Raw genomic sequence first — 24901 nt, forward strand, 5'->3', positions numbered from 1 at the left:
GTCCGTCAATCCTCTTTCTTCTTGGGTTGAGGCACCGGAACCACCGCGAGCACCGCCTCTTCCACACGCTCTCTCGTCGCGCGTGTATCAGCCTCACCGAAGTCGAGGCAGAACGCGTCGACCACCGACGAACCCAACGTCGCGACCTTTGCCCACCGAATGTCGGCACCGCTGTGTTCGAGTGCTGCGGCCAGTCGGCAGAGCAGGCCGATGCGGTCCTCGGTGCGCAATTCGAGGATCGCGTGACCGTCGCCGGGCGCGTCGAACCAGATGACCCGCGGCGGCGCCTGCGAATAGAGCACCGGAACCGCCGAGTCCTTGTTGGTCTGGATCGGGTCGTCCCACTGCTCCGCCCGCGCCTCCTCGTCCTTTGCATCGAGAAGTTCGAGCAGATTCAGTTCACCGGCGGACGCTCGGATCAGTTCCTGTCGGAGCAACACCGCTTGCGGCGGTGTACCGAACCTCGGCGTCACGACAAACGAATTGACCGCCGAACCCGCATGCGAGCCCAGCGAAGCAGAATGCACCCGCAAAGACTGCAGCGCCAGAACCCCGGCCGCCCGAGACAACAACCCGGGTGCGTCGGGCGCGATGACCGTCACGACGTAGGTGTGCGGATTCTCGGCCGGAACGAGCGAGACGTGAACCCCGCCGTCCTCGGCGATGGCCAACTGCTCGGGGTCGAGTGGATCAGCTTGCGGGAGCTCCTCCCCCGCCATCAGCAATCGGCAACGACGCACGAGCTCACCGATCAGCGACGATTTCCAGTCGCCCCAGACACCAGGCCCGGTGGCCAGGGAATCTGCTTCCGCCAACGAATGCAAGAGATCGAGAAGGGTCCCGTCTCCCTCGAGTGCGTCGACCACTCGCTGCACCGTTGCCGGATCGTCGAGGTCGCGACGGGTCGCGGTTTCCGGCAACAGCAGGTGATAGCGCACCATCGCCGTCAACGTCGCGACGTCGGAAGGCCAGAGTCCCAATCGATTTCCGATAGCGGTGGCCAATTCGGCACCGACGACGCTGTGATCTCCCCCTCGGCCCTTGCCGATGTCGTGGATCAACGCACCGAGCATGAGCAGATCCGGCCGGGCGACCCGCGTGGTGAATCCGCTTGCATAGGCGGCAGTTTCGACCAGATGGCGATCGACCGTCCACGTGTGGACGGCGTCGCGCGGCGGAAGATCGCGAATGGTTCCCCACTCCGGCAGGAGTCGACCCCAGAGCCCGGTCCGGTCCATAGCCTCGATCACCGGAACCGCACGCGAGCCCGAACCGAGCACGACAAGAAGATCGTTGACCGCGTTCTTCGGCCACGGTTCACGTAGTTCGGGGGCATTGTCGGCAAGACGATTGAGCGTCGACGCCGAGATCGGCATGCCGTTGATGGCTGCCGCTGCCGCCACCCGCATCACCAGACCGGGGTCCTTCTTCGGCCTGGCGTCGCGCGCCAGAACAACCTCACCCGCATGCTCTACGACGCCCTCGTCCAAGGGCCGCCGCACCGGCGCACGACGCAGCCGAGATAAACCGCGCCTTGGCAAGGAGTTTCCGGCGGTACGGATACCGACGTCCACCGAATAGCTGATGGTGCGCGCCGATTCGCTGAGAAGGCGTGCCAGATCGAATCGATCCCCGATCCGCAGCGCCGCACCGATTTCGTCGGCGTCCTGTGCTCGCAGTTGATCGCGGGCGCGACCGGCAACGCGATGAAGTTCGGTACGCACGTCGAGCAACCGCCTGTGCGCAAGTGCCAGACCGCCGCCGGGCGAGTTGGGTCCGAGTCCCGGCATCCCGTCGGTCAACTGCGCGATGGACAGAGCGTTGAGCAACTGCACATCACGCAACCCGCCGCGGCCGCTCTTGAGATCCGGTTCGGCGCGATGGGCGATCTCGCCGCTGCGCTCCCACCTCGTACGAGTCTGGGTGATCAACTCGTCGAACCGGCTGCGGATATCCATGCGCCACTGTCGACGAACACCACTGATCAACAGGTTGCTCAGTTCCACGTCGCCGGCAATGTGGCGCGCTTCGAGCATTCCGAGCGCCGCGGTCATGTCTGTGGCCGCAACCTGGAGCGCCTGCGGAAGCGTCCGCACACTGTGGTCGAGTTTGATGTGCGCATCCCACAGCGGGTACCACAGACTGTCCGCAACGTGGGAGACGACTGCGGGGTCCATGTCGTCGTGCAGCAAAATCAGATCGAGGTCGGAATACGGCAACAGTTCGCGTCGGCCCAGACCACCCACGGCTACGATGGCAAACCCACAATCCGGTTTGATGCCCAGTTCGGTCCCCTTGGTGGTCAACCAGAATTCGTGCAGATCGACCAGTGCATGTCGCAGTGACGGGGCGTCGAGCCTCCTGTTCTTGACGCCACCGGCGAGTAGGGCCTTGCGTGCGCGGGCCAGGTCCGCAGCTTCGTCGGATCCCCCTGACGAGACCGGCCCTGGCCCCGTCGCTTTCGCGACGGAACCAGGGCCGAAGTTCTCGGACCCTTTCGGGTCAGAGTGCATCGCCACCGCGTTCCCCGGTACGAACCCGGATGACCGACTCGACGGGCGAGACCCACACCTTGCCGTCACCGATCTTGCCGGTGCGAGCGGCCTCGACGATCACCTCGACCACCTTGTCAACGGCGGCGTCGTCGACAACAACCTCGACCCGAACCTTGGGTACGAAGTCCACGGAGTACTCCGCGCCTCGGTACACCTCGGTGTGGCCCTTCTGTCGGCCGTAACCCTGAACTTCGCTGACTGTCATACCCAGCACTCCGGCCTGCTCGAGTCCGGTCTTGACGTCCTCGAGCGTGAACGGCTTGACGATTGCTGTGATCAGCTTCATGTGCTCATCCCTTTCCCAACTCTGAAGTGCCTGAATTCACTTTAATCACGTGCTGATCACGCGAGGTCGTATGCGGTCTCTGCGTGTTCGGTCTCGTCGATGCCGCGTGCCTCGTCCTCGGCCGAGATTCGCCAGCCCAGGGGCTTGAGTGCGAAGCCGATAATCGTCGTCAGAACGCCGGTGAAGACGAGCGCTGCGAGTGCGATCACGATCTGAACCACCAGTTGCTTGTAGTCGCCGCCGTAGAAGAGGCCGGTTGCAGTGCCGAAGAATCCGATACCGATCGTGCCCCACAAGCCGGAGACCAGGTGAACGCCGACGACGTCGAGCGAGTCGTCGAAGCCGAAGCGGAACTTCAAGCCAACGGCGAGAGCAGACAGGATGCCGGCGACAGCGCCGAGGAAGATGGAACCGACCGGGTTGAGCGCACCGGCAGCCGGAGTGATGGCGACCAGACCGGCAACCGCACCGGATGCTGCGCCGAGGCTGGTGGCGTGACCGTCACGAATACGCTCGGTGGCGAGCCAGGCCAGGACTGCAGCACACGTCGCGGTGGTCGTGTTGACCCAGGCGAGACCGGCGTTACCGTCGGCGGCGAATGCCGAGCCTGCGTTGAAACCGAACCAACCGAACCAGAGCAGTGCGGCGCCGAGCATCACGAACGGCAGGTTGTGCGGACGGAAGGCGGTCTTGCCGAAGCCGAGACGCTTACCGACGATGAGGGCGAGAACCAGGCCGGCCATACCGGCGTTGATGTGAACGACTGTGCCACCGGCGAAGTCGATCGGAGCGACGTTGGCGACGGTGACTCCGTCGTCGTTGACCGTGGTGCCGAAGAGCTTTGCCGCGATGCCGTCCTCGGAGCCCGAGAGGAGTCCGCCGCCCCACACCATGTGTGCGAGGGGGAAGTAGACGACGGTGACCCAGATACCCGAGAACAGCAGCCAGGTACCGAACTTGACTCGCTCGGCCAGGGCGCCACTGATGAGGGCGGTGGTGATGATCGCGAATGTCACCTGGAACGCGATGTCGATGACTTTGGGGTAGCCCCACGCGCCGGCGATGAAGTTGCCGTCGGCATCGGTGATGCTGTTCTTGAGACCGAAGAACTCGAACGGGTTGGCAAAAATGCCCCCGATGTTCTCGGTGCCGTAGGACATCGACCATCCCCACAGAACGTAGATGACGCCGATGACGGCCATGGCCCCGAAGGACATCATCATCATGTTCAGGACGGACTTGGACCGAGACATCCCGCCGTAGAAGAAAGCGAGGCCGGGTGTCATCAGCAAGACCAGAGATGCAGCCATCAGCATCCATGCGGCGTTACCGGAGTTCGCCAACAAATCGTCGGTACTCACTTACTACCTCCTAGTCGCACGTGCCGGGCAGCACGTCGTTAAGGAGAAGAGTGCTGGGCTGGTGTTTCGTCCATGGCGCTGTCGCGTTTCGCAGACGTGAACCAATTGCCCAACTTTGTTGCAAACAGGTTTCGCCAGGGGGTTCTACGAACCCTGTGCGCCTTTTCGGTAGTTCGAACTACCGAAAAGGCGCACGGGGGCGTCAGCCCAGCAGGGCGTCTACGAACGCACCCGGCTCGAACGGCGCCAGATCGTCGGCGCCTTCACCGAGACCGACCAACTTCACCGGCACTCCCAGTTCATGCTGAACCTGGAAGACGATTCCGCCCTTCGCGGTTCCGTCCAGCTTGGTCAACACGACGCCGGTGATGTCCACGACCTCCGCGAACACTCGTGCCTGCGCGAGTCCGTTCTGGCCGACCGTCGCATCGAGAACCAGCAGAACGTCGTCGACCGACGCCTTCTTCTCGATGACTCGCTTGACCTTGCCGAGTTCGTCCATCAGACCGGTCTTGGTGTGCAGGCGGCCGGCGGTGTCGATGAGGACCACGTCGACGCCGTCCGCGATGCCGCGTGAAACCGCGTCGAACGCAATCGCAGCGGGATCTCCGCCCTCTTTGCCACGGACAACTTCAGCGCCGACACGTTCGGCCCACGTCTGGAGCTGATCGGCCGCGGCGGCGCGGAACGTGTCCGCAGCACCGAGCACGACGCGGCGACCGTCGGCGACGAGCACGCGAGCCAGCTTGCCGGTGGTGGTGGTCTTTCCGGTTCCGTTGACGCCGACGACGAGCAGAACAGCCGGGTGATCGTCGTGCGGCAGTGCACGAATGGAACGGTCAAGTTCGGGACGCAGTTCGGCGATCAGCACCTCGCGAAGTAGTGCGCGGGCGTCAGCTTCGGTGCGGACACTGCGTGCCGCCATCTGCTCACGAAGCTTGGTGACGACCTTTTCCGTGGTCGCGGAGCCGAGGTCAGCGACCAGAAGGGTGTCCTCGACTTCTTCCCACGAATCCTCGTCCAGATCGCCGCCACCGAGCAGACCGAGCAAGCTCTTGCCGACCGCTGACTGCGAGCGGGAGAGGCGTCCGCGCAGTCGATCAAGCCGACCCTCGGTCGGGTCGATCTCGTCCAGCACGCGAGGTGCAGGCTCGACGGGCTCGGGTACAACTACAGGTTCAGGAACGACAACCGGTTCGGGAACGACAACAGGTTCTTCGACAACCGGCTCTTCGATTACCGGCTTTTCGATTACCGGCTTTTCGATTACCGGCTCTTCGGCAACCGGCTCTTCGGCAACCGGTTCCTCGACGGCCGGCTTCTCCGCGACCGGTTCCTCGACAACCGGTTCCTCGACAACCGGTTCCTCGACGACAGGTTCTTCAACTATCGGCTTTTCGACAACGGGCGGCTTCTCCGCGACCGGAGGGGTCGGCACCACGGGGGGCGGCGCTGTTGCCGTCGACCCCTGACTGAAGTTGAACCCGCCGCCGGCCTTGTAGCCGCCTGACTTGTCCTTCTCGGGGGCGCCGAGCTCCGGCTTCGTCTCGGGCGCCTTCAGCGAAACCTGCCCCTTGCGGTAGCGCAGGAATCCGGCAACGAGAACGACGAGTAGTACGGCCGCTACAGCCGCGATGATGATCCAAGCCTGGGTAGTCACCGGCCCATTGTTTCAGGCTCCGACCCGGAAAGTGAGCAGGGCTTACGTAGAGGCCATGTCTTGACCGCGAAGTCGCTGCGAAATCACGGTGGTGATGCCGTCGCCGCGCATGCTGACGCCGTACAGCGCGTCGGCGATTTCCATCGTCGGTTTCTGGTGGGTGATCACGATCAACTGCGACTTCTCCCGCAATTGTTCGAAGAGTCCGATCAGCCGCCGCAGGTTGGTGTCGTCCAACGCCGCCTCGACCTCGTCCATGACGTAGAACGGGGACGGGCGTGCCCGGAAGATCGCGACCAGCATGGCCACCGCGGTCAACGACTTCTCGCCGCCCGACAGCAACGACAACCGCTTGACCTTCTTCCCGGGCGGACGCGCTTCGACCTCGATGCCTGTGGTGAGCATGTCCGACGGATCGGTGAGAACCAGTCGTCCTTCTCCCCCGGGAAACAGTTTCTCGAACACGCCCACGAACTCCCGCTCGACGTCGGCATAGGCCTCGGTGAACACCTGCAGGATTCGTGCGTCCACGTCTGCGACCACAGCGAGAAGGTCCTTGCGTGCGGTCTTGACGTCTTCGAGCTGAGTGGAGAGGAAGGTGTACCGCTCCTCGAGCGCTGCGAATTCCTCGAGCGCCAGCGGATTGACCTTGCCGAGGGTGGCGAGGTCCTTCTCCGCCCGCTTGGCGCGCCGTTCCTGAGTCGCACGGTCGTACGGAAGCGGAGCGGGGGCGGTGACCTGCTCCCCGCGCTCCTTGGCCTGCTCGTACTCCTCGATTTCGAGGGCGGTCGGCGGCAGTTCGACGTCGGGTCCGTACTCGGCGATCAGATCGTCGAGGCCGATACCGTACTGCTCGAGGATCGACTCCTCGAGTTGTTCGATGCGCAGCGCTGCCTGAGCCTTCGCAACCTCGTCGCGATGGACGGCGTCGGTGAGTGAAGCGAGCTGTCCGGTCAGTGCCCGGACGATCTCTCGGACCTGATCCAGCTTGGCCGTGCACTCGGAGCGTGCCCGAGCCAACTCGTCGCGGTGAGCAAGAGCTGCGGCAACGACGGTCTCGAGTTCGGCCGCCACACGCTGTCCCGATTCGGCGACGGCAGCTGCAACTTCCGCGGCGTGCGCTCTGGCGCGCAGAGCCCGTTCGGCACGAATCCGCGCCTCTCGTTCGGCAGCAGCGGCGCGGCGAAGCGAATCAGCCTTTCCGCGTACGGATTCCGCGCGCTCTTCGGCGGTGCGCACGGCAAGGCGGGCATCCATTTCGACGATGCGTACTTCCGCCAACGCGGCTGCGGCCATTTCACGATCGCCAGCGGTCAATTCCGCGCCGTGTCCCGGTGCACGGCCGTCGGTTTCGGCAACGCGCAGTCGTTCCTCCAGATCCGCGAGCTTGGTCAGCGACTCACCGCGTCCCTCCTCGGCACGCACTCGCTGGGCGGTCAGCCGATCGGATTCCGCGTGGGCGACTCGTGCTGCCTGCCCCAATCTGCCCAGCTGCTCGTAGATGGCTGACATGGCGGCGTCCGACTCGTTGAGCGCGGCCAGTGTCTGCTCCGCGGTCTCGCGTCGAGCGGCCTGTTCGGCCAGAGCGCCGGACAGCGCCGCGTCGAGTTCCTCGGACCGGCTCTCCGTTGCCGCCAGTTCCGCTGCGGACGCGTCGATCGCCGCCTGCACCTCCAGCGTGCTCGGTTGCCGATCCGAGCCACCGATCATCCACCCCGAACCGTGCAGATCGCCGGAACGCGTCACGGCACGAATTCCCTTGTGGTCAGCAACAACTCGAATCGCGTCATCGAGAGTCTCAACCAGGACGACGCCATCGAGGATGGCGGTCAATCCGGCACGCAACTCGTCAGGGCAGTCGATGACGTCGACGGCATGACGACTACCCGGCGCGATCTCGGCCTCGCGCTTGATCGCCGGTTCACCGCTCACGATCAGTGATGCACGCCCACCGTCCTGATCGGCCAGTGCTGCAACAGCCGAGCGAGCCGAGTCCAGCGACTGTGCCACGACGGCGTCCGCTGCCGGCCCCATCGCGGCGGCGATCGCGGCTTCGTAACCTGGTTCGACGTGGATCAATCCGGCCAGCGAGGTGATGCCGTCGTCGCGTCGGTGTTCGAGCAGCCAACCGCCACCGTCCTTGCGCTGCAAGCCCATCGACAGTGCCTCGACGCGCGCACGGAGCGAAGCGATACGTTGCCCGCTCGTCTTTTCTTCCTCGCGAAGTTCCTCGACGCGCGCGTCGATCATCTCGAGAGCTTCGATGGCGCGTTCATGATTGGTGTCGAGGCCGACTTCACCGGCATCGAGGTCCCCGATGCTTTCCTGCACCGTGTCGAACTCGGCCTGTGCAGCATCCCCACGCAGACGAGCCTCGTCGATTGCCTCGGTCAGCCGAGACACTTCCGCGTCGACGGATTCGACGCGGGTACGCAGAGTGTCGACCTGACCGGAGAGTCGAGCGAGACCTTCGCGCCGATCAGCGACGGCGCGGACTTCCGCCATGTGCGCCCGTTCCGCCTCTGCTGCAGCATCTTCCGTGGATGCCAGCTGCTCACGAGCTGCTTCCGATGCCGCTCGCGCGATCTCGACGCCTTCGAGAAGTTCGGCTTCCTCAGCAGCGAGACGTTCGGCGCGCGCCTCCATCTCGTCCGGGTCCTGGCCGCGGTTGCCGACGGGTTCGGAGTCGAGATGTCGTGCACGTTCGCGCGCGATGCGCACGGTGGCGTTGACTCGTTCGGCAAGCGCGGAGAGCTGGAACCAACTGTGCGCGGCAGCTTCCGATCCCGGAGTCAGACGAGCGAGAGCTTGCTCCTGGCGCCCGAGTTCGAGGTTGGCCGCGTCCAGCGCGGCCGTTACCTGATTGTGCTGTTCACGGGCCGCTTTCTCGTCCTGCGCCTGGTCGTTCAGTTGGGTTCGACGGGTCACCAGGTCGTCAGCGGCCAGTCGCATCTTGGCATCACGCAGGTCGGCCTGGACCGTCTGCGCTCGCCGGGCGACCTCGGCTTGGCGTCCGAGCGGTTTGAGTTGCCGACGCAGTTCCGATGTGAGATCACTGAGCCGAGCGAGATTAGCCTGCATGGAATCGAGCTTGCGCACCGCTTTTTCCTTGCGGCGGCGATGTTTGAGGACTCCGGCGGCTTCTTCGATGAAGGCGCGTCGGTCTTCGGGCCGGGATTCGAGGATCGCAGCGAGCCGTCCCTGCCCGACGATGACGTGCATCTCGCGGCCGATACCGGAGTCACTGAGCAGTTCCTGGACGTCCATCAGACGGCAGGACGAGCCGTTGATCTCGTACTCCCCCGCGCCGTCGCGGAACATGCGGCGCGTGATCGACACTTCGGAGTACTCGATCGGGAGCGCCCCGTCGGCGTTGTCGATGGTCAGGGTCACTTCGGCCCGGCCCAGCGGCGCGCGGCCGGAGGTCCCGGCAAAGATCACGTCTTCCATCTTGCCGCCGCGCAGGGCCTTGGCGCCCTGCTCGCCCATCACCCAGGTCAACGCATCGACGACGTTGGATTTACCCGAGCCGTTGGGGCCGACGACGCAGGTGATCCCCGGCTCGAACCGAAGAGTCGTTGCCGACGCAAAGGATTTGAATCCCTTGAGTGTCAGACTCTTGAGGTGCATGGGGGGAAACTTTACCGCCAAACCGGTCAGCGTTCGACGAACCCTGTCAGGTCGCCCCTGGCGGGGTCCCAGCTGTCGACCACAAGATCCACCGTGCCCGGGGTAGTGCCCGAGCGCAGCAACTCCAACAATCGCTCGAGTTGCGTGCGTTCGCCTTCCGCCACGACGAGCACTCGACCGTCACGCTGATTGGACGCATATCCGATCACCCCGAGTTCGAGAGCGCGGGCCCTGGTCCACCACCGAAACCCGACGCCTTGAACGTATCCGTGAACCCACGCCGTCAAACGCACAGGCGCTGTCTCAGCCACGACGCTCAGCCCGCCACACGTTCGAGACGGTGGACCTCACCCAGGAAACCGGTGGTGTAAAGCGAGTTGGGATCCCAGCCAGGGCCGGCGCCGAACTTGACCGCGGATGTGAACGGCAGACCCGAGGCGATCTCACACGAAGATCCCGAATCCGGATCGACGCGAACAACTTTGCCGCCGGCATTGAATGCGACATACAGCGCGCCGTCCGGTCCGACGGTCAGATCGTCCGCCATGTTTGCCGGACCGAACCCGGGGAGCGTGATCGTCCGCACTGCTCCGCCCAGATCGTGTTCGTCGAGGACGTGGACGGCGGTCACCATGTCGAAGGTCGTCGTCACGTAGATCGTCGAACCGGAGCGTGCGAGGCCGTCCACGGTGCCGAGATCCTCACGAACAATCGAACTGGTTCCGTCACTGTTGATGACCGTCAGGCCCGGCCGGGTCAGTGTGCGAGCGGTGAGGAAGCGGTTACCGTCCAGCGGCACAAGCCCGTTCGGCATCACCAGACCGTCGGCAATCGTTGTCACCGATCCGTCCGCGACGTCGACCTTGCGAAGGCTGCCGTCGGCGATTCCGAACAGTCCCGAGACAGTCGAGTTGCCCGTGGTGAAGTACACGGAACCGTCACGCGCGAGCAGCCCGCCAGGTCCGGTGACGTCACCGACCAAAGTTGTCCGTGTTCCGTCCGGAGCCACTTTCAGCAGTGCACCCGGCCCGATCAGAGCCGACTGCGACAGCACCATCGAACCGTTGCCGTCGAATTCGAGATTCTCGAGCATGCCGGCGCCAGTCGTCACGACGCTCGACGTCCACGACCCGCAACCACCGGCCGAGCCGTCGATCGGGACCGAGGCGTGCGCCGGAGCACTCACCGCCACAACGGAACCCAGTGCGATCGCAGCGACAATGCTGCCCGCGCGAGACATCAGGCTTCCGTATCGAAAGACAGAGTGACCTTGGTTCCGGCCTTGAGAGTGCGCCCGACGGTGCACACCTTGTCCACGGAGCGCTCGACCAGAGTGATGAGGCGCTGCTGTGCTTCGGCATCCAACTCACTGAGATCGAGTTCGAGGACCTCGTCGAGCTGCGGGTAGACCTCGTTCTCGCGATCGGCGGTGCCGGACACTCGGACCGTCGCGTCGTAGTTATCACCGAGCCGGCGAGAAATCGGGAAGTCGGAGCTCATACCGGTGCATGCAGCCAGCGCGATTTTGAGGAGTTCGCCGGGCGTGAAGACTCCTGGCACCGATTCGGAGCCGATGAGAACCTCTGCGCCGCGCGAACTCTTGCCGGTGTAGAGGCGGGTTCCGGTGCGTTCGACCCAAAGCTCCGTGTGAGCCGGGGCGGTTGCAGCGTTGTCGGGAGTCTGTTCAGCCATGACGCAATCTTGCCACTCCGCCGAACCGGAGGGGCGGGAGACCTAGGCGATTCGCCGTGCCCTCGGGGTCGGCTGACACCGCGGGCAACTGAACGACGATCGATTCATGAACTTCTCACGCTTGATCGGCGCGCCGCATCGCGGGCACGGAAGGTTTTCCTGCCCGTAGGCCGACAGTGACCGGTCGAAGTAACCGGACTCGCCGTTGACGTTCACGTACAGAGCGTCGAAGGACGTACCGCCCTGATCGAGCGCTTCACCCATCACTGCGTGCGCTGCGGTCAACAGCTCTCGAAGTTTGGGCCTGGTGAGGGATTCGGCGATTCGGTTGCCGTGAATCTTTGCGCGCCACAACGATTCGTCGGCGTAGATGTTTCCGATCCCGGATACCACGGTCTGATCGAGAATCGCACGCTTGATCTCGGTGTGCTTGCCCCGCAGGACTTTCACGACGGATTCGAGATCGAATGCAACGTCCATGGGATCGCGAGCGATGTGCGCAACCGACTCGGGCAGCATCGTTCCGTCGACCTCGACGAGAGGTGAAATCGACCAGCCACCGAAGGTTCGCTGATCGACGAATCGAAGATCAGCTCCGGAATCGAGGGCCAACCGAATACGTAGGTGCTTTTCCCAGTCGACGGTCGGGGGTTGGACCAACATCTGTCCGCTCATCCCGAGATGGACTACCAGTCCGACACCGGCAGGCTCGAGAACCAGCCACAGATACTTGCCACGTCGCTCTGCCGAAGCGATGGTCTGGCCGGTGAGTTGGCCGATCAAGTCCTCGGAACCGAGAATGTGGCGCCTGATCGCGCGGGGATGGAGGACCTCGACGGCCTCGATCGCCGCACCTACAGCATGAGACTGCAGGCCGCGGCGAACGACTTCGACTTCGGGAAGCTCAGGCAAGAGTGAACTCAGCCGGCGAGATCAGTCGCGTCGTCGGCAGCGACTGCGCTAGCAGCGGCATTCTCCGACATCGTCTTCCATGCCGAACTTGCTGCCTTCTGCTCGGCTTCCTTCTTGGAACGACCGACACCGACACCCAAGGGCTTGCCACTGATGAGAACGGTGGCCGTGAATTCCTTGTCGTGATCGGGTCCGGTAGCGGTGATCTCGTATACGGGAACTCCGGCACCGTGTTCTGCGGTCAGTTCCTGCAGGCTCGTCTTCCAATCCAGACCCGCGCCCAGAAGCGGTGCGCGAGTGAGTAGATCGTCGAACAGATCGAGAACAACGCGTCGCGCAGTCTCGATGCCGTGTTGCAGGTGGATGGCGCCGAGAATCGACTCCATACCGTCGGCGAGGATGGACGGCTTGTCACGGCCGCCCGTCATTTCCTCACCCTTACCCAGCAGCAGGTGCGCTCCGAGTCCACCTTCACCCAGAGTCCTGGCAACCTCGGCGAGTGCATGCATGTTGACCACGCTGGCACGGATCTTCGCCAGATCACCTTCGGATTTGTCCGGGTGGGACAGATAGAGATTTTCGGTCACCGTGACCCCGAGAACGGAATCCCCGAGAAACTCGAGGCGCTCGTTCGTGGGCAGTCCGCCGTTCTCGTACGCGTACGAGCGGTGCGTGAGAGCCAGGGTCAGAAGACCGGGCTCTATATCTACGCCGACAGCGGCGAGGAGCTTGTCGTGATTGCCCTCGCCGCCGGCGGCTGAAACTGTATTTTCGCTCGTCATAGTCTTTCTCCGGGGAGAACTAGACAGCAGCGGTTACCTGGCGGCCCTTGTAAGTACCGCATGACGGGCATGCGATGTGGGGAAGGGTCTGCTCGCCACAGCCACGGTTGGGGCAGGTAACGAGGGTGGGCACAGTGGTCTTCCACTGGCTACGACGCGACCGCGTGTTGGATCGCGACATTTTGCGCTTGGGGACAGCCACTTCTACTTCTCCTCGGCTTCGGTGATCACAAGATTTTCGCTGGTGTTTGATTCCACGCCAAATTTGGCCGCGAGACCAGCCCAGCGAGGATCAAGTATGTCATGCCCATGCCCAGATTCCGCAATCGCCAGGCGAATGCCACATTCTGAGCACAATCCCAGGCAATCGTCACTGCACAGAGGCTGGAGCGGAAGCGCCAGCCCGACTGCATCGACGATGACCGGTTCGAGGTCGATTTCGTCGTCTTCGACCGCGTAGACCTCTCCCTCTTCCGTCGTCTCCTCGGTGGTGCTGTCCGGGTAAGCGAACAACTCCGTGAGATAGATGTCCACGGTGTCGGTGAACGGTTCGAGGCACCGCGAGCACTCACCCTTGGTGGGTGCGTGCACGTTTCCGGTGACAAGAACACCTTCAGACACAGCTTCGAGACGAAGATCGAGATCTATGTCCGCGCCCGCTTCGATCGCGATCAGATCGAGACCGATACGGTTCGGGGACTGAATTGTTCTCTCGACGGTACGCATCGACCCTGGACGACGACCGAGCTTGACCGTGTCCAGCAAAAATCCCGCATCACTTGACTGATGCGACGAACTACGACGATGCGTTGACAAAGAGAACTCACCTAACTGTTGAAACTGGTATGGGCAACCACTCCACAATACGGCAGCTACAAGGCAAATCCCAATTCCATCCACGAAAAAGTGGGCCGCCCCATATCGGACGACCCACCCTCGACTGCCTGATCCGCTCTAGCGGCGCCGCTCCGAACGACGATCGTCGTCTTGGTAATCGGGAACTCCCGAACCCGTTCGAAGCTGCTGACGACCGCGCCCGACCGATCGAACGGTTCCCGTGAGGAACTCCTCGAACTCGGCCAACTTGGTGTCAACGTACAGGTCGCACTCCGACCGCATCCGATCGGACTCGGCGTGAGCGGCGTCGATCACCCGCGCGGATTCCGCGTGGGCTGACTGGACAACCTCGGTCTGCGAGACCAGACGAGCCTGCTCGGCCGTTCCCTCGGCCACCGAATGGTCGTACGAAGCCTGGCCGGACTCGATCATCCGATCGGCCTCGGTACGCGCCCGTCCGGTCACTGCGTCGTACTCACGACGGCCGTCCGTGACAGTGCGTTCAGCTTCTGCTTCTGCGTCCTCGACCAACTGATCGGCGTGTGCACGTGCTTCGGCAACCATGCGATCGGCCTGAGCCTTGGCGTCGGACAGAATGCGGTCGGCGTCGTCGCGTGCGTTCTCCACCGTCGTCGTCGCCTCGGCGTTGGCGCTGCTGACCGTCTTCTCCGCGTTAGCTCGCGCGTCACCGACCAGTTTGTCCCGATGATCGAGGACGTCCTGAGCGTCGTCCAGCTCGCTCGGAATTGCGTCCCGGACGTCGTCGAGCAGCTCGAGTACGTCACCGCGAGGCACGACACACCCTGCGGTCATGGGAACACCGCGCGCCTCTTCGACAATTGCGACCAGTTCGTCCAGTGCCTCGAATACGCGGTACACAAGCAACCCCAATCTCTACCGGCCGAATTCGGCCCACATCGTCACCGGTCCACTCGGACCTGTGCCCGTTCCTGTCCAAGTTTGCCGGAAGAACGGCCAACGGGGCGTCGTCGTGGTCGGTGTGTCGGGGATCAGCTGTTTTCTGCTGCTCGTTCGGCGATACGCGCGAGTAGCCGAGAATGCACCTTGGCCGGGAGCATGTCGGAGACGTCGCCACCGAAGGTCGCAACCTCCTTCACGAGAGAACTCGACAGGTAGCTGTAGGTCGGATTCGTGGCGACGAAGAGCGTGTCGACGCCAGTGAGCTTCTGATTCATCTGAGCCATCTGCAGCTCGTAATCGAAGTCGTTCGCGCCGCGCAGACCCTTGACGATCGCGCTGAGGCCTTCTTGTTTTGCAAAGTCAACCAACAGTCCGTGCCACGACGTGACCCGAACATTGAGGAGGTGACTCGTCGCGTCTTCGAGCATCTCGATCCGCTCGTCGATCGTGAACATGCCACGCTTGCTCTTGTTGATCAGCACGGTGACCACGACCTCGTCGAATTGCGCAGCAACTCTTCCGATTACGTCGAGGTGACCATTGGTCACAGGGTCGAAGGATCCGGGGCAAACGGCGCCAGTCATGAGTCCAGACCGTAGCAGGTGGCCAGCTCGATGCGGGCTTCACCGTAGTTCTTGGCCTTGATCGGCTCGTAGCCCGGCGGCCACACGGTCTCGGGCGAGCGCGACGAACGTTCGAGTACGACGATGGTGCCCTCCCCCACCCATTTGTTGGCCTGCAGATCGGTGAGCATGGACACGACGGCCTCGTCGGTCACCGCGTACGGCGGGTCCGCGATCACGATGTCGTATTCACGCGCGCTCGGACCCGAGACCACGGCCGCGACCGGAGCGGCACGAACCGTCGCCCCAGGCAACGCGACAGTGTCGATGTTCGCCTTGATGACGGCAGCAGCCTTGGCATCCGATTCCACGAGAACGACGTGCTCGGCCCCCCGCGAGAGCGCTTCGAGGCCCAGAGCACCCGAACCCGCAAAGAGGTCGAGAACCGCGCACCCTTCGAGATCGATGCGCGCTTCGAGAGCACTGAACAGCGCCTCACGAACCCGATCCGATGTCGGACGGGTGCCGCTCGGCGGGACTCGCAGGCGTCGACCGCCCGCGAGTCCCGAGATGATGCGTGTCACTCTGCGGCGCTCTCCCCCGTCGAGACGACTACCAGCAGGTCTCCGCCCTCGACCTGTTGGACGGCGCTGATCGCGATCCGCGAGACGACGCCGGCGCGCGGCGAGGTGATCGCCGCTTCCATCTTCATCGCTTCGATCGTGGCCACGGTGTCGCCGGCCTCGATCTTCTGGCCTTCCTTCACCGCGAGTGTCACGACGCCCGCGAACGGTGCAGCCACGTGGCCCGGGTTGTTCTTGTCGGCCTTCTCCGCCACCGGTACGTCACTGGCAATGGAGCGATCGCGGATCGAGACCGGGCGCAGCTGGCCGTTCAGGATGCACATGACAGTGCGGTAGCCGCGCTCGTCGGGCTCGGAGATCGCTTCGAGACCGATGATCAGTTCCACGCCGGGAGCCAATTCGACGCGGTGCTCGTCGCCGCGCCGCAGACCGTAGAAGAACTGGTTCGCCGAAAGCCGCGACGTGTCACCGTACTTCTCGCGGTGCTCGAGGAATTCCTTTGTCGGGCCGGGGAACAGCAGACGGTTCAGCGTCGCCTGACGGTCCTTCGACGAGCCCTCCAGCAGTACCTCGTCCTCGGCGGAGAGCGTCGCTTCGGGCTTGGCCTGGCCACGGCCTTCGAGCGCCTTGCTGCGGAACGGTTCCGGCCAGCCACCGGGAGGCGTACCGAGTTCGCCGCGCAGGAAGCCGACCACGGAGTCGGGGATGTCGAACTTCGCCGGATCTGCGGCGAACTCCTCCGAAGGCACACCGGCGCCGACAAGATGGAGAGCGAGGTCGCCGACAACCTTCGACGACGGCGTCACCTTCACCAGATGCCCGAGCATGCGGTCTGCGTCGGCGTACTTGGCTTCGACCTCTTCGAACCGGTCGCCGAGGCCGAGAGCAACGGCCTGGGTCCGGAGGTTGGAGAGCTGGCCACCCGGGATCTCGTGCGTGTACACACGTCCCGTCGGAGCCGGTAGCCCGGATTCGAAGGGCGCGTACACCTTTCGCAGCGCCTCCCAGTACGGCTCGAGGTCGCACACGTTCTGCAGGTTCAGTCCGGTGTCGAACTCGGAGTGCGCGGCAGCGGCGACGATGGCCGAGAGCGCAGGCTGGCTGGTGGTTCCGGCCAGTGCCGCCGAAGCACCGTCGACTGCGTCGGCGCCCGCCTGCCACGCGGCGAAGTACGTGGCCAACTGTCCACCGGGGGTGTCGTGCGTGTGGACGTGAACCGGCAGATCGAAGTTGCTGCGTAGCGCCGTCACGAGCTTGGTGGCCGCCGGAGCGCGCAGCAGGCCGGCCATGTCCTTGATCGCGAGCACGTGAGCGCCGGCATCGACGATCTCTTCGGCCAACTTCAGGTAGTAGTCGAGCGTGTACAGCGTTTCGTTCGGATCCGACAGATCGCCGGTGTAGCTCAGCGCCACCTCGGCGAGAGCCGTTCCCGTCTCACGCACCGCGTCGATGGCAGGGCGCATCTGGTCGACGTTGTTGAGCGCGTCGAAGATTCGGAAGATGTCGATGCCGGTGTCGGTGGCTTCCTGAACGAATGCGCGCGTGACCTTCTCCGGATAGGGCGTGTAGCCCACCGTGTTTCGTCCGCGAAGGAGCATCTGGAGGCAGATGTTCGGGATCGCTTCACGGAGCGCGGCGAGCCGGTACCACGGATCCTCGTGCAGGAAGCGAAGTCCCACATCGTACGTCGCGCCGCCCCAGGCTTCGATCGAGAGCAGTTCCGGCGTCAACCGTGCAACGTGCCCGGCAACTCCCAGCAGTCCGCTGGTTCGAACTCGCGTGGCCAACAACGACTGATGCGCGTCACGGAAGGTGGTGTCGGTGACGCCGACGGCCTTCTGCTCACGCAGTGCCTTCGCGAAACCTTCGGGACCGAGTTCGAGCAGACGCTGGCGGCTGCCGGCGGGCGGCGGCGTCGAAAGGTCGATCTTGGGCAGCTTGTCCTGCGGGTACACCGAAGAGGGACGCCCGCCGTGCGGCTTGTTGACCGTCACATCGGCGAGGTAGGTCAGGATCTTGGTGCCGCGGTCGGCGGAGGAACGCAGGGTCAGCAGCTGCGGACGTTCCTCGATGAAGGAGGTGGTCACACGTCCAGCCCGGAAGTCCGGGTCGTCGAGAACTGCCTGCAGGAACGGAATGTTGGTCGAGACGCCACGAATACGGAACTCCGTGACCGCGCGGCGAGCTCTCGCGACAGCGGCTTCGAGGTCGCGACCACGGCAGGTGAGCTTGACCAGCATCGAGTCGAAGTACGCTCCGACCTCGGCACCGAGCGTCGCGCCGCCGTCAAGGCGGATACCGGCGCCGCCCGGGGTGCGGTACGCGGTGATCCGGCCCGTGTCCGGGCGGAATCCGTTGGCCGGATCCTCGGTCGTGATGCGGCACTGCAGCGCCGCGCCGCGCAGCTTGATCGTGTCCTGTGACAGACCCAGATCTGCAAGCGTCGAACCGGACGCGATCTTGAGCTGCGACTGGACCAAGTCCACGTCCGTCACTTCTTCGGTGACGGTGTGCTCCACCTGAATTCGCGGGTTCATCTCGATGAAGACGTGGTTGCCGCGCTTGTCGAGGAGGAACTCGACAGTGCCGGCGCACGTGTACCCGATCTCCTTCGCGAAAGCGACGGCGTCGGCACAGATCTTGGCGCGCAACTCTTCCGAGAGGTTGGGGGCCGGAGCAAGCTCGATCACCTTCTGGTGGCGACGCTGCAACGAGCAGTCACGCTCGAAGAGGTGGATGACGTTGCCCTGCTCGTCGGCGAGGATCTGCACTTCGATGTGCCGGGGGTCGATGACGGCCTGCTCGAGGAACACCGTCGAATCACCGAAGGCCGACTCCGCTTCGCGCGCTGCGGCTTCGATCGATTCCTTGAGCTGTGAGCGTTCCGCAACGCGGCGCATTCCGCGTCCGCCGCCGCCGGCGACAGCCTTGACGAAGATCGGGAAGGTCATGTCCTCGGCTGCTGCGAGCAGCTCGTCGATGTCCGCTGACGGCTCCGAAGACGCGAGCACCGGGAGACCGGCGGCCTTGGCCGCGGCGATGGCGCGTGCTTTGTTGCCGGTCAACTCGAGGATCTCCGCGGAGGGACCCACGAACTTGATGCCTGCCTCGGCGCACGCCGCCGACAGATCCGGGTTCTCGGAGAGGAAACCGTAACCGGGGTAGATGGCGTCCGCTCCGGCGCTCTTGGCGGCGGCGACGATTTCCTCGACCGAGAGATACGCGCGAACGGGGTGACCCTTCTCCCCGATCTGATAGCTCTCGTCTGCCTTGAGACGGTGGATCGAGTTCCGATCCTCGTACGGGAACACCGCGACGGTTCCGGCACCTAGTTCGTAGGCGGCACGGAAGGCACGGATCGCAATTTCGCCGCGGTTCGCGACGAGCACTTTGGAGAACATTCGAGAAAACTACCCCGATTTCATCTTGCGTCTACATGCGGAGTCTCATATTTCGGACTGAATCGAGAAACCAACCCGACGGTCCTCGTGCTATTCGATTTCAGCTTGTCGTCATACCCGTCACGACTTCTCGAGGTACTCGATCCGGTCGGAGTCCAGCGCGGCGGTCACCATGGAAGCCAGGGCGGGATGACCGTCGAGCGATGGATCGTCGTCGACGATTCCCTGGGCGAACTCCCGGGCGGATTCGAGGATGTCTCCGTGTGCCATGAGAGATAGCAGCCGCAGGTTCGAGGTCGTGCCCGACTGCGCCGCTCCGAGGATGTCGCCTTCGCGTCTGGTCGCGAGGTCGAGCTGAGCCAGTTCGAACCCGTCGTTGGTCGCGGCCACCGCGGAGAGTCGCTCGTATGCCGGCCCGCCGGGATTGCTTCCGGTGACGAGGATGCAGAGTCCCTGGTGCTTCCCTCGGCCGACACGACCACGCAGCTGATGGAGTTGACTGACACCGAACCGTTCGGCATCGACGATCACCATCACCGTCGCGTTCGGGACGTCCACACCGACTTCGACGACAGTCGTACAGACGAGGACGTCAATGTCACCGACGTTGAACGCGCTCATCACGACGTCTTTTTCGTCGGAAGGCAGTCGACCGTGCAGCAACCCGACTCGTAGATCGGCCAGCGGGCCACTCGACAGCTCTTCGAAGACGTCGACCGCCGACTTGGTCTCGGGCTGTTTCTCCTCGGTGAACTGGTCCTCACCTGCACCCTGCTCACCGTCGCCGATCCGCGAGCACACGACATACGCCTGACGACCAGCGGCGACGTCCTCACGGATTCGTTCCCATGCGCGATCCACCCACTGCGGCTTCTGCTTCGCGGGCACGACGCTGCTCTTGATCGGGGTTCGCCCACGCGGTAGTTCCCGCAGGGTCGAGACCTCGAGGTCGCCGAGCACCGTCATAGCGATGGTTCGCGGAATCGGCGTTGCCGTCATCACCAGCAGATGCGGACTCAGACCTTCACGCGCTCGTGATCGCAACTGATCACGTTGCTCGACGCCGAAGCGATGCTGCTCGTCGACGACAACCATGCCGAGGTTGAAGAACTCCACGTTGTCCTGGATGAGCGCATGGGTACCGATGACGATCCCGGCGTCGCCGGTCACGGCTTCGAGCAGTGCTGCGCGCTTCGCAGCGACAGGCAGCGAGCCGGTCAGAAGGGCGATACGGGTGGAATGTTCGGCCGAACCGAGTTCACCACCTGCCGCCAACGGACCCATCATCTTGCGCAGTGATCGCGCGTGCTGATTTGCCAGGACCTCGGTGGGTGCGAGCAGCGCGCACTGATAACCCGCATCGACGACCTGCAGCATCGCGCGCAGAGCCACGATGGTCTTGCCTGACCCGACCTCGCCCTGAAGAAGCCGGCTCATCGGGTGTGGGCGGGCGAGGTCGCTGGAGATCTCCTCCGCGACTGCTTGCTGTCCCTCCGTCAGAGTGAACGGGAGCATCTCCTCGAACTGGTCCGCGATCCCGCCGGCAACCGGAGCGCAGGCCGGAGCCACACGCTCGGAATTGTCGTGACGACGCATCGCGAGGACCAACTGCAGAGACAGCGCCTCGTCGAATCGCAGACGATCCTGCGCTCGTTCGATGTCTTCCTTGGTATCTGGAAGGTGAACAGTGCGCAGTGCCTCGTCCAAACCGATGAATCCGTGCTCGGCCCTGGTCTCGGCGGGCAACGACTCCTCGATCTGATCGAGTTGGTCGAGTACTTGCCGCACGCACCGCATGATTGTCCAACTCTCGACCTCGCGGGTCGCCGGGTACAGCGGGATCAATGCGCGGTCGAAGACCGAGAGATCGAGTTCGGCTCCAGGATCCTGAATTGCGCGAGCCAGACCGGCAAGGTCACCGGCCCCCTTGATGGATGCCAGGGGTACCACTGAATCCTCTTCGCCGACACGAGGTTCCGGGAGGATCAGGTAGCTCGGATGAGTGAGAGACCACTTCCCGCGGAAGTACTTCACCGTCCCGGAGAACATCGCCCGCACGCCGGGCTTGATGACGTGACGCACCTTCTGCGGATTGAAGAACGTGACGTCGACGGTCTGCGAATCGGTCGCGAGCGAGACCCTCAGCATCTGTCCCGGACGGTTCTTCATCTTCACGACGGCTGCCGACGCCACCCGCGCGATGATAGTGATGTGCTCACCTTCGGGCGGCTCCTTTTCGGCAAGTTCCTTGCCTGCCGACGCGTACCGGTGTGGGTAGTGACGCAGCAAGTCCTCGACAGTCCGGATCTCGAATGCCTCGTCGAGCGCCTCCGCGGTCTTCTTTCCCAGCAGCCGATCGAGTGGTTCGCCGAGCGTCGCCATCAGTTCCTCCAGCACAGTGTCGCGGTAAGCACAGGTGTTCGTATATCAGCAGCCACCGACAGACTCGGTCCGATCACTCCACGCCCAACTGGAACAAGTCACCGGGCTGATCTCCCTGATACACGAGTACATCCACACCGGGGTGGTGCGCGATCACATGGGCTTCCAACTGTGCTGCCAGGTCGTCCGGTGCGTCGGCCCCCATGAGAAGGGTCACGAGTTCACCGCCGGATCCGAGGGCAAGATCAACCAATCGCGCACTCGACTCCGCGACGTCGGGACCGATGAGCACCACCTCGTGACCCATCAACCCGATCGCGTCACCCGGATCACACGTCCCGACGTAGGTCAGCGAGCGCTCGACGGCAATACGCAAAGATCCCCAGCGCGTCGCCGCTGCAGCCTCGGACATCGTGAAGCCGTCGTCGGCGACGTTGCGCTGGGCGTCGTGAACGGCGAGGGCGGCCAAGCCCTGCACCATCGACGACGTCGACAGCAACAGGACCTGGTGAAGCGGATCGCGTGCAGCGGCACTGACTGCGACCAGTTCCTGAGCGGTCAAAGCTCCGTTCGGCAACACCAGGACTTCGCTTCGCTCCATCTGACGAATGCGGCCGAGCAGCTGTGCGCGTGTGACCGGCGCATCGTCGCAACGAAGAACCGTCGCGCCCTCACTCTCGAACAACGCTGCCGCACTTTCACCGGCAACGACAGCCAGTACGCCGCGCGCGCCGGCGCCGGGGAATCGCCTCTCCGCCCGTGCCACCAACTGGTCGCGTTCGTCGACGAGAAAACTGCTGATGCGAATACCGTGAACCTTCCCGGCCTCGAGGCCGGCTTCCACGGCTGCACCGGCATCGCAGCAATGCACGTGCACCGACCAGCCGCCGAAGCCGTCGCTGACGATGACCGTCGAATCCCCGAGGACGGAGAGTCGCGTGCGCAGCGCCGCCATCCGGTCGTCGTCGGAGTCGTCGACGAGGTACATGACCTCGAAATCCTGTTCCGAGTGATCACCACATTCGATCGGGCTCTTGTGAGCCCAATCGTGATCGAATGCGCTGACATCTACCAGGGAGGCCGAGCGCAGGTCCGGTGTTCCCAGATCCTCGCGGACCTGAGACTTCCCTGTCACCACCTCGACAAAGGCGTCGAGGATCAGAACTAGACCGAACCCCCCGGCATCGACCACCCCGGCGGACGCCAGAACGTCCAGCTGCTCCGGCGTCTTGTTCAGTGCGACCGCAGCGGCGTCGGCCGCGGCGGCAACTACGGATGCAAGATCCTCGCCGCTCGGCGTCCTGGTGTCGACGCACTCCTGCGCTGCTTCTCCCGATGCACGCAAAACCGTGACGATGGTGCCTTCCACCAGATCGGAGACAGCCCGAGAGGCCAGAGTCGTCGCCGTGGTCAGCGAGTTCGCGAAGCTGCGGCCGTCGATGCGCTCGCCTTGAACGCTCTCGGCGATACCCCGGATCACCTGGGAGAGGATCACTCCGGAATTACCCCGGGCGCCGGAGACCGCGCCCCGAGCCAGAGCGTTGGCGACGCGGCCCGCACTGCGGACGTCGTCCTCGATCGTCTCGGCGGAATCGAGCGCGGCCCGCATCGTGAACAACAGATTGGTGCCGGTATCCGAATCAGGGATGGGAAAGACGTTGAGGCTGTTGATCTCTCCGCGACGTTTCTGGAGGCTGTCGACGGCCCGGCGGGCCCACCGCCGCAGCAGGTGTCCGTCCGCGACGGATTCTGCTTCTTCGGCGCCAGTCCTTCGGCCATCGTCGGCGACGCCTTGCACTTCCCCCACTGACGGTTCCCCTCGACGATGGACAGACAGACGATGGACGATGAAACAGATCGGTGATCGGTGCAGTCGAGGGTAGTCCGACGCTTCTGCGCAACCGTCATTACCGGGCGGTTTGGCCATTCGGGCCGGAAGCGGTTACTCTTACACGGTTGCCTCGAACGGGCTACACGAAATAATGCTGCACTTTGTTTGTTGCTGATTGACTGTTTTCACGTTCGACTGCACAGTGAGCGGTCAAGGATCGGTTCGAAGTCGAGTATATTCGGATTGTAATTCTGGCTGCCCTACCGTGTAGGGTAACCACTTCAATATTCATTTCTAACAAGGAGTTCGCGACTATGGCTGCCGTCTGCGACGTATGCGCCAAGGGGCCCGGCTTCGGTAAGTCGGTCTCGCACTCGCACCGGCGTACCAATCGTCGCTGGAACCCGAACATTCAGTCTGTTCGTACCGAGGTTGCCCCGGGTAACACCCGTAAGGTCAACGTGTGCACCTCCTGCCTGAAGGCAGGCAAGGTCGCTCGGGGCTGATTGCCCGAGCACAAACTATTGCAGGCTCTGCCCCCGTCACTTCTGTGACGGGGGCAGAGCTGTATCTATGTGGCTGTATCTATGTGTCCCCGTGTTTCGTATGGCTGTCAGACACCCGTAATGTGCGTTGAGTGACTTCTATCGATGACCTGAGCAAGGTGACCCTCGACGAGGGTGTACTCCGCATCACCATTTCCACCGCCGCCAACGGCACCTCCCTCGACGACGAAGGACTGGTTCAGGGCGCGCAGGCGCTCGAGACCGTCGGAAACGACATCGGGAGCATCCTTCTGGTCGGCGAAGGCGCAAACTTCTGCGCCGGAGGCAACGTCCGTGCGTTCGCCGCAGCCCCCGATCGCGGCGAGTACGTCGCCGAGGTTGCCCGCGTCTTCCACGTGTTCGTTCGCGCGCTCGACGCCGCGACCGCTCCAGTGGTGGCCGGGGTCCACGGATGGGCTGCCGGTGCCGGAATGAGCCTGGTCTGCCTCGCCGACGTCGCAATCGGCGGCACCGGCACCAAGCTTCGTCCCGCCTACCCCTCCATCGGATTCACCCCGGATGGCGGAATGTCATGGACGCTCCCCCGCATCGTCGGCGTGGCACGCGCTCGCGAGATTCTTCTCAACGATTCGGTGATCGGTGGCGACGAAGCCGTCCGGCTGGGGATCCTCACCCGACTCGTCGGCGACGACGAGGTGCAGGAAGAGGCAGCTCGCCTCGCCCGCGCCTTGGCCAACGGACCGAGCACGTCGTACTCAGGAATCAAAGCGCTGCTGCGTTCGTCGCGGACGAACTCGCTCGCCGAGCAACTCGACGCCGAAGCCGCGTCCATCGCCATCGCGGCGAACAGCCCCGTCGGCCGCGAGGGTGTCGACGCGGTCGTCGACAAGCGTCGCCCCGATTTCACGTCCGCAAAGCAGGCGTAGTCGACCTGGCCTGGGGGCCGGGGCCCGCAGCCGGCCGCCGCCCCGGCCCGCGGTGCCGCGGGCCCGCCCACC

20 protein-coding genes are annotated in these 24901 nt (G+C 63.9%); 2 read left to right on the top strand and 18 right to left on the bottom strand.

The window, feature by feature from the left end; translation table 11 throughout:
* Positions 1-5 precede the first annotated feature (5 nt).
* The 18 genes from R4P65_RS20190 to R4P65_RS20275 form a co-directional block, all read right to left on the bottom strand.
* A complete protein-coding gene (locus tag R4P65_RS20190; protein ID WP_317827879.1) occupies positions 6-2513 on the bottom strand; it encodes a [protein-PII] uridylyltransferase in 2508 nt (835 codons plus the stop codon).
* Positions 2503-2841 (bottom strand): P-II family nitrogen regulator, encoded by a 339-nt coding sequence (locus R4P65_RS20195; RefSeq protein ID WP_003942772.1) that lies wholly within the window; start codon positions 2839-2841, stop codon positions 2503-2505. Before R4P65_RS20195 ends, R4P65_RS20190 begins: the two co-directional genes overlap by 11 nt.
* Before the next feature lie 56 nt (positions 2842-2897).
* The gene (locus tag R4P65_RS20200; RefSeq protein WP_230813223.1) at positions 2898-4157 is read right to left on the bottom strand and encodes an ammonium transporter; all 1260 of its coding nucleotides are present in this window, start codon (positions 4155-4157) and stop codon (positions 2898-2900) included.
* Between the two features lie 247 nt (positions 4158-4404).
* Positions 4405-5862 carry a signal recognition particle-docking protein FtsY gene (gene ftsY / locus R4P65_RS20205; protein WP_317827880.1) on the bottom strand — a complete coding sequence of 486 codons (1458 nt, stop codon included), beginning with the start codon at positions 5860-5862 and terminating at the stop codon, positions 4405-4407.
* Positions 5863-5904: 42 nt separating this feature from the next.
* Positions 5905-9492, bottom strand: a complete 3588-nt coding sequence (smc, locus tag R4P65_RS20210; RefSeq protein WP_317827881.1) for a chromosome segregation protein SMC — start codon at positions 9490-9492, stop codon at positions 5905-5907.
* Positions 9493-9518: 26 nt separating this feature from the next.
* Entirely contained in the window at positions 9519-9803 is a 285-nt protein-coding gene (locus R4P65_RS20215) for an acylphosphatase (protein ID WP_317827882.1), read from the bottom strand.
* Positions 9804-9808: 5 nt separating this feature from the next.
* Positions 9809-10732, bottom strand: a complete 924-nt coding sequence (locus tag R4P65_RS20220) for an SMP-30/gluconolactonase/LRE family protein (RefSeq protein ID WP_317827883.1) — start codon at positions 10730-10732, stop codon at positions 9809-9811.
* Positions 10732-11184, bottom strand: a complete 453-nt coding sequence (locus R4P65_RS20225) for an OsmC family protein (protein WP_230812887.1) — start codon at positions 11182-11184, stop codon at positions 10732-10734. The genes R4P65_RS20220 and R4P65_RS20225 overlap by 1 nt, the downstream gene beginning before the upstream one ends.
* A gap of 42 nt (positions 11185-11226) precedes the next feature.
* Entirely contained in the window at positions 11227-12096 is an 870-nt protein-coding gene (gene mutM / locus R4P65_RS20230; protein ID WP_230812885.1) for a bifunctional DNA-formamidopyrimidine glycosylase/DNA-(apurinic or apyrimidinic site) lyase, read from the bottom strand.
* Between the two features lie 8 nt (positions 12097-12104).
* Positions 12105-12878 carry a ribonuclease III gene (gene rnc, locus R4P65_RS20235; RefSeq protein ID WP_317827884.1) on the bottom strand — a complete coding sequence of 258 codons (774 nt, stop codon included), beginning with the start codon at positions 12876-12878 and terminating at the stop codon, positions 12105-12107.
* Between the two features lie 19 nt (positions 12879-12897).
* Positions 12898-13080, bottom strand: coding sequence for a 50S ribosomal protein L32 (gene rpmF / locus R4P65_RS20240; protein ID WP_007729318.1), 183 nt, complete (start codon positions 13078-13080; stop codon positions 12898-12900).
* A gap of 2 nt (positions 13081-13082) precedes the next feature.
* Positions 13083-13643: a YceD family protein gene (locus R4P65_RS20245; RefSeq protein WP_007729319.1), complete on the bottom strand. Its 561-nt coding sequence runs from the start codon at positions 13641-13643 to the stop codon at positions 13083-13085.
* A gap of 189 nt (positions 13644-13832) precedes the next feature.
* On the bottom strand, positions 13833-14594 hold the full coding sequence (locus tag R4P65_RS20250; protein WP_317827920.1) for a DivIVA domain-containing protein: 762 nt from the start codon (positions 14592-14594) through the stop codon (positions 13833-13835).
* Positions 14595-14725: 131 nt separating this feature from the next.
* Positions 14726-15220, bottom strand: a complete 495-nt coding sequence (gene coaD, locus R4P65_RS20255) for a pantetheine-phosphate adenylyltransferase (RefSeq protein WP_230812875.1) — start codon at positions 15218-15220, stop codon at positions 14726-14728.
* Positions 15217-15783, bottom strand: coding sequence for a 16S rRNA (guanine(966)-N(2))-methyltransferase RsmD (gene rsmD / locus R4P65_RS20260; protein WP_317827885.1), 567 nt, complete (start codon positions 15781-15783; stop codon positions 15217-15219). Before rsmD ends, coaD begins: the two co-directional genes overlap by 4 nt.
* The gene (locus tag R4P65_RS20265; RefSeq protein WP_317827886.1) at positions 15780-19184 is read right to left on the bottom strand and encodes a pyruvate carboxylase; all 3405 of its coding nucleotides are present in this window, start codon (positions 19182-19184) and stop codon (positions 15780-15782) included. The genes rsmD and R4P65_RS20265 overlap by 4 nt, the downstream gene beginning before the upstream one ends.
* A gap of 120 nt (positions 19185-19304) precedes the next feature.
* A complete protein-coding gene (gene recG, locus R4P65_RS20270; protein ID WP_317827921.1) occupies positions 19305-21566 on the bottom strand; it encodes an ATP-dependent DNA helicase RecG in 2262 nt (753 codons plus the stop codon).
* 73 nt (positions 21567-21639) lie between these two features.
* The gene (locus tag R4P65_RS20275; RefSeq protein ID WP_411742562.1) at positions 21640-23373 is read right to left on the bottom strand and encodes a DAK2 domain-containing protein; all 1734 of its coding nucleotides are present in this window, start codon (positions 23371-23373) and stop codon (positions 21640-21642) included.
* Positions 23374-23711: 338 nt separating this feature from the next.
* Here R4P65_RS20275 and rpmB point away from each other — a divergent pair, with 338 nt between their 5' ends.
* Together rpmB and R4P65_RS20285 are read left to right on the top strand one after the other, a co-directional pair.
* Positions 23712-23903, top strand: coding sequence for a 50S ribosomal protein L28 (gene rpmB / locus R4P65_RS20280; RefSeq protein ID WP_003942669.1), 192 nt, complete (start codon positions 23712-23714; stop codon positions 23901-23903).
* Positions 23904-24034: 131 nt separating this feature from the next.
* Positions 24035-24829, top strand: a complete 795-nt coding sequence (locus R4P65_RS20285) for an enoyl-CoA hydratase-related protein (RefSeq protein WP_317827887.1) — start codon at positions 24035-24037, stop codon at positions 24827-24829.
* Positions 24830-24901: the final 72 nt, after the last annotated feature.

The organism is Rhodococcus sp. IEGM 1318 (assembly GCF_033142465.1).
In the GTDB taxonomy this organism is placed as follows: domain Bacteria; phylum Actinomycetota; class Actinomycetes; order Mycobacteriales; family Mycobacteriaceae; genus Rhodococcus_F; species Rhodococcus_F qingshengii_B.